Here is a 14830-nt window from a genome sequence, read left to right as displayed (position 1 = left end):
GGTTCGCGTGAAGAAAACGCGTCAAAACAAGAATCTAGAGCCCCGTTCCGATTCAATCGGAACGGGATAGGCTCTAGCCGCCTGAACGCTCCGTCAAGCGCGCGCGGATGTCCGGCTTCAGCACCTTGCCGACCTTGGAACGCGGCAGATCGTCCCAGACCTCAATCTGCTTCGGCGTCTTGATGCTGCCGACCTGCTGCTTGACGAACGCGGCCAGCGCCGTCGCATCGACGGTCTGGCCGGCGCGCGGCTGCACCACCGCGACGATGCGCTCGCCCCATTTGTCGTCGGGCAGCCCGATCACGGCACAATCCTGCACCGCCTCGTGGGCGCGCAACGCGTTCTCGACCTCGATCGAGTAGACGTTGAAGCCGCCGGTGATGATCATGTCCTTGGCGCGGTCGACGATGTAGAGATAACCGTCGCCGTCGATGTAGCCGATATCGCCGGTGTGGTGCCAACCATGCGCCGAGGCCTCACGCGTGGCCTCCGGGTTCTTGTAGTAGCCCTCCATGACAAGCGAACCGCGCACCACGATCTCGCCGCGCGATCCGGCGGGCAACAGCTTGCCGTCGCCATCCATGATGCCGGCCTGCACCAGCGGACCGATCCGCCCGGCGGAGGCAAGGCGCTCCATCGCGATGGTGCCGTCTGCATTGTAGTGATCGGCGGGCGCCATCATCGAGATCATCATCGGCGCCTCGGTCTGGCCGAACAGCTGGGCCATCGGCCCGATCCGTTTCAGGGCCTCGGCGAGCCGCGTCGCCGAGATCGGTGCCGCGCCGTACCAGAAGCATTGCAGCGAGCTTCGATCGGCCGCATCGAGCCCGGGATGGTCGAGCAGCATGTAGATCACGGTAGGCGGCAGGAAGGTATGCGTGACGCGATAGCGCTCGATCAGCGCGAGGAACTCGCCGATGTCAGGGTGATGCATGATCACGACGCGGCCGCCCAACGTCATGATCGGAAAACAAAGCACGCCGGCGGCATGGGTCAGCGGCGCCAGCGCCAGATAGATCGGACGGCCCTTGAACGGGTAACCCATCAGGGTCAACGCGGTCATCGCCTCGATGTTGCGCCCCGAAAGCATCACGCCCTTCGGCTTCCCGGTGGTGCCACCGGTGCCCGGGATCATCGCGAGATCGTCGATCGTCTCTCGCTGATAGACATCATCGGCGAGCTCGCCGAGCCAGCGGTCGAATGACGGCGCGAACGGCAGCTCGGTATCGAGGCAGACCAGCGCGCGCAGCTTGGGCAGATCCTGCCTGACGGCTTCGACCATCGGCGCGAAGCTCGAATGAAACAGCAGCAGGCTGCAATCGAACTGGTCGAGGATGAACTTGTTCTCGGTCGCCTCGTTGCGCGGATTGATCGGGCACCACACCGCGGCGGCGCGCGAGATGCCGAACACGCAGGCGAACGCGAGCGGATCGTTGCCGGACAGGATCGCGACCTTCTCGCCGGGCGCGATGCCCGACCGCTCGAGCCCGCGCGCGATCCGGTAGCTCAGCCGCTGCACCTCGCCATAGCTGAGGTCGCGCCCGTCCATGGTAAGGCACGGCGCGTCGGCGCCGAGCGAGGCACCCTTGTCGAGATAATCGATGAAGCGCATGGCAGGTCTCGCGCAAGAGGCGGGTGACGCGCTACTGCGTCACCCGCGGAGGCGGCGTTTTCGAGCAGATTGGATATCGGTCCGCCTGACGAAAACGCTTCAGGGAACGGAGTGTTGGGCCCCGAGCCAATCGGGGCCCAAGCTCAATCGTGCACGGTCAGGACCGGCTTGCCGACCAGGCCGAAACTGCGCAATTGCCCGAGCAGCTCGTGATGGCCGAACGCCTGGCAGGCGGAGGCGAAGCCCACGCGCTTGGGCGGCTGCTGCAGCAGGTACGCCGCGGCAAAGGCCTGCAGCATGCCGGTCTGCTTGTAGTTGCTGTTGCCGTAGATGACGCAGTGCGCGCGCCCCAGCGGGCCGGAGGCATACACCGAATCCAACGACTTGTTGACGCGCGGGTTCTCGCGCGGCGGCATGGTGTTCATCACGCCGGCCGCGGTCTGCGCCAGCGCGGCGTAGCGCTCGTCGGGCTTCATGTCCTTGGTCGCCTCCAGCGCCGCGGCGACGATTTGCGGCACGCCCAGCATCAGCGCGCGGTTGAACACGCCGCCCAGCACCTTCACGTTGGCCACGCGCGGATCGCGCTTGAACCACACCGGGTGCGAGGTGCCGCCCCAGGGCAGCGCCAGCGCCAGCTCGTGCTGGCCGGGGATGGCGAGGTTGTAGAGGCCGGCATCCGGCTGATGCTCGACGTACTTGTTCTGCTCCAGGTAGTAGGCCTTGGCCATCGCGGCGTTGACCAGGATGGTCTGCGTCGAGGCGATGGTCGGGCTGCCGCCCCAGAACACGGCGATGTCCAGGGTGTCGAGGCCGGGCGTCTCCAGGCACAGCTGCGCGGCGATCTCGCCGGTGGTGTACATCTGCGCGATGCCCGGCGCCAGCAGCAGGCCGGCACTGGCGAACTTCGTGCCAAACTCCTGTTCGAGCGTGATCAGCCAGTCCTGCTCGCCTGTCGTGTCGGTGTAGTGACACTTGGCAGCCAGGCAGGCCTGCACCACCTCGTTGCCGAACTTGGCGAACGGACCCACGGTGTTGAGCACGACCGAGGCGCCCTTGAACAATTCGGTCAGCGCGGCCGCGGTGTGCGGCACCGTCACCACCTCGTAGTCGGCGGTCTCGATGCCGGCCACGTTCGACTTCATCGCGGCATTGAGCTTCTCGCCGCTGCGACCGGCGGCGATGAAGGGGATGTTGTACTCGCGCAGATATTCGCAGACCAGCCGGCCGGTGTAGCCGGAAGCGCCATAGACGATGACGGGCTTCTTCTCGCTCATTGCGATCCTCCGAAATGCTTGTTGTCGGCTTCGTTGCTACATGCCCATGCCGCCATCGACCGGCAGGCCGATGCCGGTGATGAAGCGGGCCTCGTTCGAGCACAGGAACACCGCGGCGTCGGCGATGTCGGAGACCTCGGCGAGCTTGCCGAGCGGCGTCTGCTCCACCACGGAGCCGACGGCGGCATTGACGTCGGGCGCGAGACCGATCTTCACGATGTCATTGGCGAGCTGCAGGCCCATGTCGGTCGGGATCAGGCCGGGATAGATGCAATTCACCCGCACCCCATAGCCGAGCTTGCCGGCTTCCATCGCGCCGACCCGCGTCATGCGATCGACGGCGGATTTCGTGCCGGAGTAGACGGCGATGCTCGGAAAGGCGATCGTCGCTGCGACCGAGGCGATGTTGACGACTGCGCCGCCCTTGCCCGCGGCTCCGCCCGGCCGCATCGCACGGAAGGCGTGCTTCATGCCGAGCACGGTGCCGACGATGTTGACGTCGCACATGCGGCGCGCGTCCTCAGCCTTGATGTCGGCGACCAGCGAGGTGATCTCGATGCCGGCATTGTTGATCAGGATGTCGTAACCGCCGAGGGTTTCGACCGTTGCGGCGACGGCCCGCTCCCATTGCGCATCGTCGGTGACGTCGAGCTTGACGAAGCCGGTCTTCACCCCGGCCTTGGCGATCTCGGCGGCGCTGGCCTTGCCGGCATCGTCGAGAATATCACCGATCATGACCGCGGCGCCGGAGCGCGCCAGCGCCTGCGCGATCGCCGCGCCAATCCCCCGGGCGCCGCCGGTGACCAGGGCTTTCCTGCCTTCAAGGCTCTTCGCACTCATGACGTAGTCCTCCCTTTGCTTGTGATTGATCGGTGCTTTGGCGATCGACAGCACGCCCGGCGGCCTTGCGCATTCTGAGCGCATTGGTGGTCACGGCCGGCGTCAGCAGGGCGCAGCGATGGCGCGCCCGGCAGTGCATTTCCTCCTGATGTCGTTAGGTCAGCCGTCTTGACGGTTGTCCAAATTATTGGGCCAACCCTCGTCCAGGAACTTGACACTTGTCAAGCCTGAATTTGACAAGTGTCAAAGAGGATGATTGTGAAGAGATGGAGCGCGCTGCGGTTCGCGCGGTATAAGTTGCTGCAGGGAAGAGACAGGAAAGGCACGAGATGGCGCGGCAAGCGACAGGAGCGGCTCAACGCGTGGCGGTGGCGGCCGAGACGCTGCGCGACGAGAAGTTCAACGCACGACGCGTCGAGCTTGCGGAGGCCGCGCTGGAAACGCTCGGCGAACTCGGCTTCGCGCGCACCAGCCTGCGCGAGATCGCGCAGAACTCCGCCTTCACGCACGGCGTGTTTCACTACTACTTCAGCGACAAGCTCGATCTGATCTGCTGCTGCGTCCGTCACTACAAGGCGAAATGCGTCACGCGCTACGACGAGGTGGTGACGACGGCACGAAGCCGCGACGAATTGACCGAAGGCTTCCTCGCCAAGCTCGCGGCGACGTTGCAGGACGAAGCCCGCATGCACCGGCTCTGGTACGATCTGCGCTCGCAGGCGATGTTCGAGCCCGCGTTTCGCAAGGACGTGCTCGAGATCGACAAGAGCCTGGAGGCGATGATCTGGCGCATCGCCACGCGCTACGCAGAGTTGGGCAACAGGAAGCCGGCATCGTCTCCGGCTGCGCTCTACGCGCTATTCGACGGCCTGTTCCAGAGCGCGCTGCTCAGGCACCTCGCCAGCGACGAGAAGGCGATCCCCGATCTGCTCGACGAAGTCCGCCGTCTGCTGCCGACGATCTGTTGAGAGACTTGCGAACGCTTCGTAACCCGGATGGAGCGCAGCGAAATCCGGGATCCGTACCGACGGCGAGATTCCCGGATTGCGCTTCGCTTCATCCGGGCTACGGACCTGATTGCGACGCATGTTGCCGATGCGCAAGCGCGCAACAGCCGACAACTGCTCAGATGATAATCGCGCGCCGAGTGACTACGCCGCGCTCGCCGGCGGCAGCGCGAGCACCGAGTAGATCGCCTGCGCGTCGCGCGAGGCACGCAGCTTCTTGGCGACGTCCTGGTCGCGCAGCAGGCGGGCGATGCGCGCCAGCGCCTTGAGGTGATCGGCGCCGGCACCTTCCGGTGCCAGCAGCAGGAAGATCAGATCGACCGGCTGGCCATCCATCGCCTCGAAATCGATCGGGCGCTCGAGGCGAGCGAAGAAGCCGAACAGCTTTTCCAGCTTGGGCAGCTTGCCGTGCGGAATGGCGACGCCATAGCCGACGGCCGTGGTGCCGAGCTTCTCGCGCTGCAGCAGCACTTCGAACACCGCGCGTTCGTTCTGCCCGGTCAAAGCCGAAGCGCGCGCGGCGAGTTCCTGCAGCGCCTGCTTCTTGCTGATGACTTTCAAAGCCGGGAGAATCGCCTCGGGTGCGACCAAATCGGTAATCGGCATTGGGACGTTCCGAGGTGAATGAACCGTCAGGTTGCGAAATAGGCTTTACAGCGGCGGCGTCAAGAAGTTGAGGTGGGATGCGGGCTTAGCCCGGGTCCAGCTGGCAGGGCTTCTACTCCAACGTATCGGCGGTGCCAACACCTGCGAACCCTGTTCCGCCCCCTTATTCCTGGAGGCGGCGACCATAAGCAGGGCTGGCTTCGGACGTCAATGCCATGGGCCAACTATCCTCAGGGGCTCACCGCCGGCGGATCGACCCAGCCGACATTGCCGTCCGTACGGCGGTATATGATGTTCAACCGGCCACTGCCGCCATGCTGGAATACCAGGCAGGAGGCGCCGGTCAGATCGAGCTCCATGACGGCTTCGCTGACCGACAGCCGCTTCAGCGCGGTGGTTGCCTCGGCAATGATCACCGGGCTGTATTCGGTGACCTCGTCCTCGTTCTCGGGCGCCTCGATGACGTAGCTCGGCGCGTCGAGCCCGACGCCGTTCAATTCGGCAAACGCAGCGTTCGCGGTGTAGGTCTTGCGGGCCGAGCGGTCCTTGAGCCGGCTCTTGTAGCGGCGCAGGCGCTTCTCGATCATCAGGAGCGCGGCATCGGCGCTGGCATAGGCATCGGCGGCGTTGGATTCGGCTTCCAGCATGATGCCGGAATCCAGATGCAGCGAGCAGTCAGTTCGGAAGCCGAAGCCATCCTTGCTCAGCGTGATGTGACCGGAATAGTTGCCATCAAAATACTTTCGCAGGACCTCGTCGGTGCGCTCGCTGACGCGCGCGCGAAGCGCCTCGCCGATGCTGATGCTCTTTCCCGAGATTCGAAGGGTCATTTGATGCCTCAATTGCTGGATGCCTCGATCACTCTTGCAGGAGCATGATGTTTGCTGGGCTTCCGGTCACCTCCCTTGCTGGACGACGCGTCGCCAGGAAAGATTGAGACTATCGCGATTTGACGCGAACGCAACGAGGGCATGATCCTGCCCGTACTCGGACGGGGTCGTACTCAAGAAGTAACCTAAACGGGGGCTGTATCGCGCGAGCGGTCGGGCGAGGAGGCAGGAGCCGAAAGGGCATTACCGAGCATGCTCTGTTTGTCACGGCGGCGCTGCACCGAGGATGGTATCCGCATCGCCTCGCGGTACTTCGCGACGGTGCGGCGGGCGATATCAATGCCTGAAGCGCGCAAACGTTCCACGATCGTGTCGTCGGACAGGATCGCCGACGGCGCCTCGCCGTCGATCAACTGCTTGATGTGGTGACGCACCGCTTCGGCCGAATGCGCCTCGCCGCCGTCGGCGGAGGCGATCGACGCGGTGAAAAAATACTTCAATTCAAAACTGCCGCGATTGGTCGCCATGTATTTGTTGGCGGTGACGCGCGACACCGTCGATTCATGCATCTGGATCGCATCCGCCACCGCCTTCAGATTGAGCGGCCGCAAGTGCGCGACGCCATAGGTGAAGAATCCGTCCTGCTGGCGGACGATTTCGGTTGCGACCTTCAGGATGGTGCGGGCGCGCTGATCGAGCGCGCGGACCAGCCAGGTCGCGTTCTGCAGGCAGTCGGTGAAATACGACTTGTCACCGTCCTTGCGGATCGTCTTCGACAGCTCAGAGTAATAGGTCTGGTTGACCAGGACGCGCGGCAGAGTGTCGCTGTTGAGCTCGACATGCCAGCCGCCGTCGGGACCCGGACGCACATAGACGTCGGGCACCATGGTCTGCGTCCGCGCCGTGCCGAACTTCAGCCCCGGCTTCGGATCGAGCCGGCGGATCTCCGCGATCATGTCGGTGATGTCTTCGTCGTCGACGCCGCACAGCTTTCGCAAGGCCGCGATGTCGCGCTTGGCGAGCAGATCGAGATGCTCGACCAGCGCCTGCATCGCCGGATCGTAGCGATCGAGCTCGCGCAGCTGGATCGCCAGGCACTCGCTCAGATTTCGCGCGCAGACGCCCGGCGGATCGAACTTCTGGAGCACCGCGACGACCTCGTCGACCGCCTGCTGCGACGCTCCGAGGCGCTCGGCGGCCCGGCCGAGATCGGCCGGCAGGTAGCCGGCGTCGTCGACCAGGTCGATCAGATACTGCCCGATCATGCGCTGCGCGGGCGCCGAGAACGCCACCGCGAGCTGTTCGGCGAGGTGGTCGGCGAGCGTCAGCTCGGCGGCCACGAAGGCTTCGAGATTGTATTCGTCGTCGCTGGAGGCGCCACCGCCCCATTCGGTGTAGACCGACGGGGCTGCGTCCTGCGCGGCGCGCGCGGCGGCTTCGGCCGGCTCTTCGGAGAACACGTTGTCGAGCCCGGTATCGAGCGTCTGCTCGATCTCGGCGCGGGTGCCGAGGTCGCGGTTCAGCCATTCCTCCTGGCCGGGCTCAAAGGCGGTTTCGCCGCCTGAGCTCGCGGCCATGTCGGACGCCTCGCCCTCGTCTCCGTAGCTTGAGGAACCGTCGGAATCGCCGTAGTCCGGCCGCTCCATCGCCGGCTCGCCCGCCACCGGCGGTTCCGGCCCGTCGGCGGCCCGCTCGAGCAGCGGGTTGCGCTCCAGCTCTTCCTCGACAAAGGCCGACAGATCCAGGTTCGACAGTTGCAGCAGCTTGATCGCCTGCATCAGCTGCGGCGTCATCACCAGCGACTGCGACTGGCGGAACTCTAGTCTTTGCGTTAGCGCCATGGAGGCAAGATCGATCCCAAAAATTGGCTCGATTCTTGCTTATCTTAGTCCGCTTGGGATGTACACGGCTTGACGGATGCAAAATTTGGGCTAGAGGCGGAATTCCTCGCCAAGGTAAAGCCGGCGTACATCCGGATCATTAACGATCTCCTCCGGGCTTCCCTCAGTCAAGATCTCACCGGCATAGACGATATAGGCGCGGTCGGTCAGGCCGAGCGTCTCGCGGACGTTGTGGTCGGTGATGAGCACGCCGATGCCGCGGTTGGTGAGATGGCGGACGAGGTCCTGGATGTCGCCGACCGCGATCGGGTCGATGCCGGCGAACGGCTCGTCGAGCAGCATGTAGTTCGGGCGCGTCGCCAGCGCGCGCGCGATCTCGACGCGGCGGCGCTCGCCGCCGGACAGCGCGATCGACGGGCTCTTGCGCAGCCGCGTGATGTTGAACTCGTCGAGCAGCGAATCCAGCTCGTGCTCGCGCTTCTTCTTCGAGGGCTCGACGACCTCGAGCACCGCGCGGATGTTCTGCTCGACCGTCAGGCCGCGGAAGATCGAGGCTTCCTGCGGCAGATAGCCGATGCCGAGCCGCGCGCGCTGATACATCGGCAGCTTGGTGACGTCGTGGCCGTCGAGCTCGATCGCGCCGCGATCGGCCTTGATCAGGCCGGTGATCATGTAGAACACGGTGGTCTTGCCGGCGCCGTTCGGCCCGAGCAGGCCGACCGCCTCGCCGCGGCGCACATAGATGCTGACGCCGCGCACGACCTGGCGGCTGCCAAAACTCTTTTCCACGCTATGCACAGCCAGATAGCCCGGCCGCTTGATGAGCTGCGGCGCAGAAGCGGCGTTGTGCCTGGCCGGCCTCGCCCGCGCCGGGGCGGGTGCGGCTGCGGGCTGGGATCGCGGCAGCTCGACGGCGGGAACCGGAGCGGCGCGCGCCATCGGCGGCGCGTCGCGCACCGGTGACGTCAGCATCTCGCCGAACTGGTCGCCGAGCGCCGTGATATCGTTATGCGCGCGCGCAAATCCGGAACTGCGTTTCGCAGGGCGCCGCCGGAACATGCCGAGAAAATCCACCATCCCCGCTTCGCTTCAGCCTTTCACGGTGATCCCGCGACCTTGCCTGCGGACCGATCGATTCGCACGCCAAGGCGCCAGCATGAGCCGGAAAACTGGATACCGACATTCCTTCGCGACAAAAGCGGACGCGTCTGCGCGGAGATCATGCTCAAACAACACGGCAAAGCGCGATCACCCGCGCCTTGAATGAATGGATGCCCCTGTCCCGGCCAACATAACTCCCCCTCAAAGGCACATCGTCCGGCCGGGCCGCTGGAGTAGATACAGTCTCGCCCCGCGCGCTTCAACCTCGCGGCCGCAAAATATTATCTAACTTATTGATTCTACTTCACCTTACGTGAAGCTTACTTTGGGAGGCCTATTTCGACTTGCTGCCCGGAAGCAGTTGAAGCGGCGACGGGGCTGCAGGGGCCGCGCCGGGGGCCGCCGGCGTGCCGCAGCCGCCCTTGCCGTTCTGTCCGCCCTGCGACTGGATGAACAGGCCCTGCACCTTGCCGCTGTCGGATTCCACCCGCGAGACACCGGTGGTCATGTCGACCAGCAGGCGGTCGCCGCGCAGCACGTTCTGGCACTGGGTCAGCACCACCTGGCCGCCGCCACCGCCGAGCATGGTGATCAGGTTGGTCTTGGTGTCGAAGATCGCGGTCTCGCCGGTGACGACCTGATCCTTCTGGGTGACGACGACATTGCCCTTCGCCTCCAGCCGCTTGATCGAGGACGCGCCGCCGGGTCCCGGGGTCGCCGATTGGATCGGCGCGCCCTTTGACGTGGCGGCAGCCTTGGTGCTGCCCGTGGTCGGCGCCGGCGCCGGCGTCGACTTGTCCTCGTAGAACACCACCAGCACCTTCGAGGTCATGGTGGTGTCGCCCTGCACGACCTTCACATTGCCGGCGAAGGTCGCCTCTTTCTTCTTGTCGCGCATTTCGAGCGAGGCAGCCTCGATCTGGATCGGCTGGTCGCGGTTCTGCGAAAAGCCCTGCATGGCGTTGGGAACGCCACTCATCGAGCCCTGCGCGGACGCAGCGCCGGCTGCGAACAGCGTGAGCAGAAAGGCCGCAATTGCGACGCCGTGCGGAAAACGTCTCATCATCAAATTCATTTCGGGTTGGCGGACTTGCGCGGCTTCGGTGGCGGCGGAAGTGGCGCGGGCTCGGCGGGCGGGCTCGGATTGTTGTCGCCGAGCTTGTCCAGATTCATCACGACATTGCCTTCGAACCGCACGAGCTCGCCGCTGTTGTAGATCCTGAGGCGGTCGGCGGTCAGCGTGCCTTCGAGCAGCTTGACGTCGACATGCTCGTCCGACGACACGTTGCCCTTGTTGATGTCGACAAAGGCCTGCGTCAGCTTGGCCTCATAACCGGTGGACGACTGCAGGAAGATATCCTGGCGCAGGTCGAGCAGCTGCTTCTTGTTGTCGAAGAAGCCGGTGCGCGCATCCATCGTCACCGTCGACTGATCCTGCTGCGCCACCTTGGCGCGGATCGTCTTCAGCTCGACATGATCGGGATCGGTGACGTCCTGGATCGCCGCCTTGGCCCACATTTCATAGGGCCGGCCGTCGGCCGAGAAGCCGGCGATATGCGGCGATTCCATCGTGATCTTGGTGCCGGACACGACGAGGTTATCCATCTCGACCGGCAGCTTGGGGATCATCTCGCGGAATGGATTGTAGACCGAGACGAAGACGATCGAGGCCATCGACAGCCCGACCACCGCAGGCACCGCGATGCGCAGGATCCGCACCATGCGGCTGTGCCGCGCGGCGGCGGCAAAGCGCGCCTCGAGGCCCGTGACATAGCCGGGATGCTGGGCTGGATTCTGAACCGAGTTCACCTGAGCTCCAGAGGCGCGGAATTGCCCCTATTCTAGCCGGAGCCGCCCGAATATGCAGCCCGGACCTCGCGTCGCGCCCCCCAAGCCGACTTCAAGGCGGACCACGCGTGAACAGTTTGGCCGAAACGGGGCGGAACCGGCCCTGCGGCGACGAATTCGGCGCCCATCATGAACGGGCGAAATCAGGAATGGGCGAAGATGTCCTCGGCCTCCCAGCCGTCGAGATCGAGCCTGGCGCGCGTCGGCAGGAAATCGAAGCAAGCCTTCGCGAGATCGGTCCGTCCCTCGCGCGCCAGCATGACATTCAACTTGTCGCGCAGCGCATGCAAATGCAGCACGTCGGACGCGGCATAGGCGAGCTGGGCCTCGCTGAGGCTTTGCGCACCCCAGTCGCTCGACTGCTGCTGCTTCGACAATTCGACGTTCAGCACTTCGCGCACCAGATCCTTCAGGCCATGACGATCGGTATAGGTGCGCGACAGGCGCGAGGCGATCTTGGTGCAATAGACCGGCGCCGGCATCACGCCGAACGTGTTGTAGAGCACCGCGACGTCGAACCGCGCGAAATGGAAGATCTTGGTGATCGCAGGATTCGCGAGCAGCGCCTTCAGGTTCGGCGAGTCGGTGTGCCCCTTCGGAATCTGGATCACGTCGGCGGTGCCGTCACCGTTCGACATCTGCACCACGCAGAGCCGGTCACGGTGCGGATGCAGTCCCATGGTCTCGGTGTCGATTGCCACGGAATCGGTGTAGCGGGACAGATCTGGCAGGTCGCCGCGATGCAGGCGGATGGTCATGCTGTCAAAAACCTCGTCGAATCGCTCTCGGGACAAGCTATCGTTCAATTCCCCGACAGGCGAGCGTGCATCAAGCCTCGTTGTCCAAGCCTTTGGCTTGCGTCTCGGCGTCAAAGCCCATCAAGGGCGGAGCGCCGGCAACGCGAACCTCATCGTGCACGCACAGATGGTTCAGGGTTTAGCGCCATTGTGCAGCGGAGACAATGGCTTGGGCAGTCCACAGCGCTCACGCAGGCGCGCCATTATTGCCAGCTGACGCGCAGCCCGAACCGGCCGGTGATGTCGTCACGGCGGGTGCTGTCCACCGACGTCGTGTAACCCGCGCTCGCATAGGCGCTGATCGTGCGATTGAGCTGCGCGATAACGCCGGCGCCAATCTCGACGGCGGTGCCGCGGCTTTGCACGCCGATCAGGTCGGTGGTCGCAAAGGCGATGCTGCGGTCGTTCGCGGCCGTGTGCCAGAGATTGGCCTCGAGATAGGGGCGCAGTTCGGCGGTGCCGACGCTGAAGGTCGCGGGAACGCGCACGCCGAGCCGGCCGGTCAGCGTATCGGCGCTGCCGGGCGCGACGCTGGAGAAGATGTCGTTGAAGCTGTCGAACGACTGGCGCTGCCAGATCAGTTGCGCCTGCGGCTCGATCGCGAGAAAGCGGTTGAGCTGTAGCGGCACGCCGGCCTCCAGCGACGCGGCGACGCCAGTGCCCGACACAAGCGCGCCGACCTGACGATCCGACTGCGGGCTTGCACCGTAGAAGCTGCCCATCAGCACGGCGTCGACGTACCAGCCTGAGGGGCCGATATGGGTCCAGTAGCCGCCGACATTCTGGCTATCGATCGAGAGCGTGCCGGTGCGGACGTTGTTCATGCCGAGCGCGAAGCCGTTGATGGTGCCGCTGGCCCAGCCATACGCGTAGAACAAGCCCGCGCGATCATGATGCCCGGGCGCGGGCTCAAAGCGCAGGATGTCGACCCCGACTTGTACGCCGGCCATGGTGCCGTCGAAGGACGGACTGACCGTGCCGGCCCAGCTCTGCGCGCTGTGCGAACCGTACGCGCGCGCCCACGCCGCCGGCTGTTCGCCGCCAATGGTCAGCATGGCCTGATCGCCCTGGCGCTGATGGAAGGTGCCGAGCGTTGCGAGCCCGAGCTTCTGCGCGACCTGCGGCAATGCCGAATAGACCGCGACTTCCTCGCGGTAGAGCTCGACCGGCGCGGCGCCTGCCGGCGGCGGCGTCAGCGACGACAGATCCTCGGCGGGCAGCATCGCGGGCGGCGGCACCACATTGGGCGATGCCGGCGGCGTTGGTGCGGGTGCAGCCGGCGGCGCCGGCGACGATGTGCCGGGCAACAGCTGCGAGCGCAGATACCAATTGTCGGCGCTGCCGGCGGAGACGCCGCCGCGAAACAGCAGATATTCGTGCGCACCGGCCACGACGGCGTTGGAGAGGCCGAATGCGCCGGCGGCCGTGCTGCCGCCGTTGACAGCTTGCACCACCATGATGCCATCAGCGGTGGTCAGCGCGCCCGCGCCGCCGGCATTGGTGACGGTCACCGCGGTCGAGCCCGACGCATTGCCGCCGGAGATGACGAGGCGATCCGACGGCGAACCGTCGCCGCCGAGCACGGTGCGCAGATAGAGCCCGCCGCCAGCGCCGACATAGTTGCCCGCGATCGTCAGGCTGTTCGCTGCGGTGGCGCCGCCGTTGGTGAGATTGATGACGCCGGCGTTGGTGACGGTGATCGGCGGCCCGCCCGGAAACGACGTGATCGACGGGTTCGCGCCGTTACCGGCCAGCAGGCTGGTGCCCGCCGCAATCGACACATTGCCGGTCAGCGAGGTCTGCAGCGTCAGCGAACCGCTGTTGATGAAGGTGTTGGCGAAGGTGCCGGTGCCGGCCCAGGTCCAGTCACTGCCTTCCATCGTCAGCGTCTGGAATCGCGCGAACGCATTATCGGCCGTGCCGCTGCCTTGCAGCCGCACCTGGTTGTTGCCGCCGCCGCCATCGGCAAGGCCTGATATCTGCGAGCCGGTTTGCAGGATCATCGTCACCGCGCCGCCGCCGCCCGCGAGCGCCGTGCCGCTGTTGCCGGCGATCAGGCCGGCATTGACGATGGTGGTGGCGCCGTTGAGCGTGCGGATCGCGGGCCCGTTCTGGCTGATGATCTTGCCGCCGGCGAGGTTCTCGATTCGGGCGGTGAACGACGAACCGGCCGTGTTGGAGAACACGCCGTCGGCGTTGACGCCACGCGCCTCGATAGTGCCGCTGTTGCGCAGGACGGCGGCATTGCCTTGCATGAAGACGGTGTTGTTGGCGGTGCCGCCGGCATCGCCGCCGGTCGTCAGCAGCGTGCCGGTGTTGGTGATGGTCATGAATTGTCCGGCGGAGAAGATCGCACGCGCACCGGCGCCGGCCGTGGTGATGGTGCCGCTATTGGTGAAGGTGTTGCTGTCGCCGGTCTGCACATAGAGGCCGTGCGACTGCGGGCCCTGGGTGGTGATGGTCCCGGTATTGATCAGCGTATTGTTGTTGTGCTGTGTGAGACCGGTGATGGCAAGCCCGCGCGAGGTGCCGTTCTGGGTCGTGATCGTGCCGTTGTTGATCAGCGTGTTGCCATTGCTGCTGGCAGCGATGGCATTGCTGCCGGCGCCGGTGGTCGTGATCACGCCCGACGTAGCATTGGTGAAGACATTGCCGTCGCCGCTGCCGAAGATTCCGGTGCCGCCGCCGCTGATGGTCAGCGTGCCGTTGTTGGTGGCGGTGCTGCGGGAGACAAGGCCGATCGCGGTCGCACCGGCGCCCGGCGTGATGCCGGCGCCCTGCAGCACGTTCACGGTGACGTTCGAGCTGCCGGCTGCGGCCTGCACGCCAGCGGGCGAGGGATTCGGCGCTGCGGTCGAGCAGGTCACCGTCTGACCGCTCGCCGGCGCAAGACTATCGCAGGCGGCAAACGCCTGCGATACCGATAGAAGATAGCCGCCACCCAAAGTGCACGACAGGATCGCCGCGAGCCGCGATGAAACCATGCCCTTACTCCAACCTCGGCGCGAACCCGACCCCCGGCCTCACGCCACCTGTGACCCCCTGCCCCGCTCTCAGCGTCGGCTGATCTGCTC

The 14830-nt window shown here is 65.3% G+C and carries 12 protein-coding genes; 1 reads left to right on the top strand and 11 read right to left on the bottom strand.

Translation table 11 applies throughout. The features are described 5' to 3' along the window. Nucleotides 1–73 precede the first annotated feature (73 nt). The 3 genes from JQ573_RS34295 to JQ573_RS34285 form a co-directional block, all read right to left on the bottom strand. Nucleotides 74–1612 (bottom strand): AMP-binding protein, encoded by a 1539-nt coding sequence (locus JQ573_RS34295; RefSeq protein WP_212312596.1) that lies wholly within the window; start codon nucleotides 1610–1612, stop codon nucleotides 74–76. A 143-nt stretch (nucleotides 1613–1755) separates the two neighbouring features. Continuing rightward, on the bottom strand, nucleotides 1756–2886 hold the full coding sequence (locus JQ573_RS34290; protein WP_212312598.1) for a DUF5938 domain-containing protein: 1131 nt from the start codon (nucleotides 2884–2886) through the stop codon (nucleotides 1756–1758). A gap of 36 nt (nucleotides 2887–2922) precedes the next feature. Further along, the gene (locus JQ573_RS34285; protein ID WP_092120835.1) at nucleotides 2923–3726 is read right to left on the bottom strand and encodes an SDR family NAD(P)-dependent oxidoreductase; all 804 of its coding nucleotides are present in this window, start codon (nucleotides 3724–3726) and stop codon (nucleotides 2923–2925) included. 329 nt (nucleotides 3727–4055) lie between these two features. On the opposite strand from JQ573_RS34285, the gene JQ573_RS34280 reads away from it, so the two are divergent. Beyond that, complete coding sequence (locus JQ573_RS34280; RefSeq protein ID WP_092120837.1) at nucleotides 4056–4694, top strand: TetR/AcrR family transcriptional regulator; 639 nt, start codon at nucleotides 4056–4058, stop codon at nucleotides 4692–4694. 183 nt (nucleotides 4695–4877) lie between these two features. On the opposite strand, the gene ptsN is transcribed toward JQ573_RS34280, so the two are convergent. The 8 genes from ptsN to JQ573_RS34240 all read right to left on the bottom strand — a co-directional run bounded on the left by ptsN (nucleotide 4878) and on the right by JQ573_RS34240 (nucleotide 14740). Next, nucleotides 4878–5339, bottom strand: a complete 462-nt coding sequence (gene ptsN / locus JQ573_RS34275; RefSeq protein ID WP_029082506.1) for a PTS IIA-like nitrogen regulatory protein PtsN — start codon at nucleotides 5337–5339, stop codon at nucleotides 4878–4880. A gap of 230 nt (nucleotides 5340–5569) precedes the next feature. Further along, a complete protein-coding gene (hpf, locus tag JQ573_RS34270) occupies nucleotides 5570–6169 on the bottom strand; it encodes a ribosome hibernation-promoting factor, HPF/YfiA family (RefSeq protein WP_092120840.1) in 600 nt (199 codons plus the stop codon). 185 nt (nucleotides 6170–6354) lie between these two features. Beyond that, nucleotides 6355–8010 (bottom strand): RNA polymerase factor sigma-54, encoded by a 1656-nt coding sequence (gene rpoN, locus JQ573_RS34265; RefSeq protein WP_212312600.1) that lies wholly within the window; start codon nucleotides 8008–8010, stop codon nucleotides 6355–6357. Between the two features lie 90 nt (nucleotides 8011–8100). Next, nucleotides 8101–9087 (bottom strand): LPS export ABC transporter ATP-binding protein, encoded by a 987-nt coding sequence (gene lptB / locus JQ573_RS34260; protein ID WP_212312602.1) that lies wholly within the window; start codon nucleotides 9085–9087, stop codon nucleotides 8101–8103. Between the two features lie 358 nt (nucleotides 9088–9445). Next, nucleotides 9446–10177: an LptA/OstA family protein gene (locus tag JQ573_RS34255; protein WP_212312604.1), complete on the bottom strand. Its 732-nt coding sequence runs from the start codon at nucleotides 10175–10177 to the stop codon at nucleotides 9446–9448. A gap of 5 nt (nucleotides 10178–10182) precedes the next feature. Continuing rightward, on the bottom strand, nucleotides 10183–10920 hold the full coding sequence (gene lptC, locus JQ573_RS34250; RefSeq protein ID WP_212312606.1) for an LPS export ABC transporter periplasmic protein LptC: 738 nt from the start codon (nucleotides 10918–10920) through the stop codon (nucleotides 10183–10185). Nucleotides 10921–11102: 182 nt separating this feature from the next. Further along, on the bottom strand, nucleotides 11103–11717 hold the full coding sequence (locus tag JQ573_RS34245; RefSeq protein WP_212312608.1) for a ribonuclease D: 615 nt from the start codon (nucleotides 11715–11717) through the stop codon (nucleotides 11103–11105). Nucleotides 11718–11959: 242 nt separating this feature from the next. After that, nucleotides 11960–14740 (bottom strand): autotransporter outer membrane beta-barrel domain-containing protein, encoded by a 2781-nt coding sequence (locus JQ573_RS34240; protein ID WP_212312610.1) that lies wholly within the window; start codon nucleotides 14738–14740, stop codon nucleotides 11960–11962. Between the last annotated feature and the right edge of the window lie 90 nt (nucleotides 14741–14830).

Source organism: Bradyrhizobium sp. AUGA SZCCT0105 (assembly GCF_018129565.1).
Lineage (GTDB): Bacteria > Pseudomonadota > Alphaproteobacteria > Rhizobiales > Xanthobacteraceae > Bradyrhizobium.
This window is presented reverse-complemented; position numbering and strand designations above follow the sequence as displayed.

Bases quoted from the DNA above. Each gene is read 5' to 3' on its own strand.
- JQ573_RS34295 (WP_212312596.1), bottom strand. From the start codon at position 1,612: ATGCGCTTCATCGATTATCTCGACAAGGGTGCCTCGCTCGGCGCCGAC.
- JQ573_RS34290 (WP_212312598.1), bottom strand. From the start codon at position 2,886: ATGAGCGAGAAGAAGCCCGTCATCGTCTATGGCGCTTCCGGCTACACC.
- JQ573_RS34285 (WP_092120835.1), bottom strand. From the start codon at position 3,726: ATGAGTGCGAAGAGCCTTGAAGGCAGGAAAGCCCTGGTCACCGGCGGC.
- JQ573_RS34280 (WP_092120837.1), top strand. From the start codon at position 4,056: ATGGCGCGGCAAGCGACAGGAGCGGCTCAACGCGTGGCGGTGGCGGCC.
- ptsN (WP_029082506.1), bottom strand. From the start codon at position 5,339: ATGCCGATTACCGATTTGGTCGCACCCGAGGCGATTCTCCCGGCTTTG.
- hpf (WP_092120840.1), bottom strand. From the start codon at position 6,169: ATGACCCTTCGAATCTCGGGAAAGAGCATCAGCATCGGCGAGGCGCTT.
- rpoN (WP_212312600.1), bottom strand. From the start codon at position 8,010: ATGGCGCTAACGCAAAGACTAGAGTTCCGCCAGTCGCAGTCGCTGGTG.
- lptB (WP_212312602.1), bottom strand. From the start codon at position 9,087: ATGGTGGATTTTCTCGGCATGTTCCGGCGGCGCCCTGCGAAACGCAGT.
- JQ573_RS34255 (WP_212312604.1), bottom strand. From the start codon at position 10,177: ATGATGAGACGTTTTCCGCACGGCGTCGCAATTGCGGCCTTTCTGCTC.
- JQ573_RS34245 (WP_212312608.1), bottom strand. From the start codon at position 11,717: ATGACCATCCGCCTGCATCGCGGCGACCTGCCAGATCTGTCCCGCTAC.
- JQ573_RS34240 (WP_212312610.1), bottom strand. From the start codon at position 14,740: ATGGTTTCATCGCGGCTCGCGGCGATCCTGTCGTGCACTTTGGGTGGC.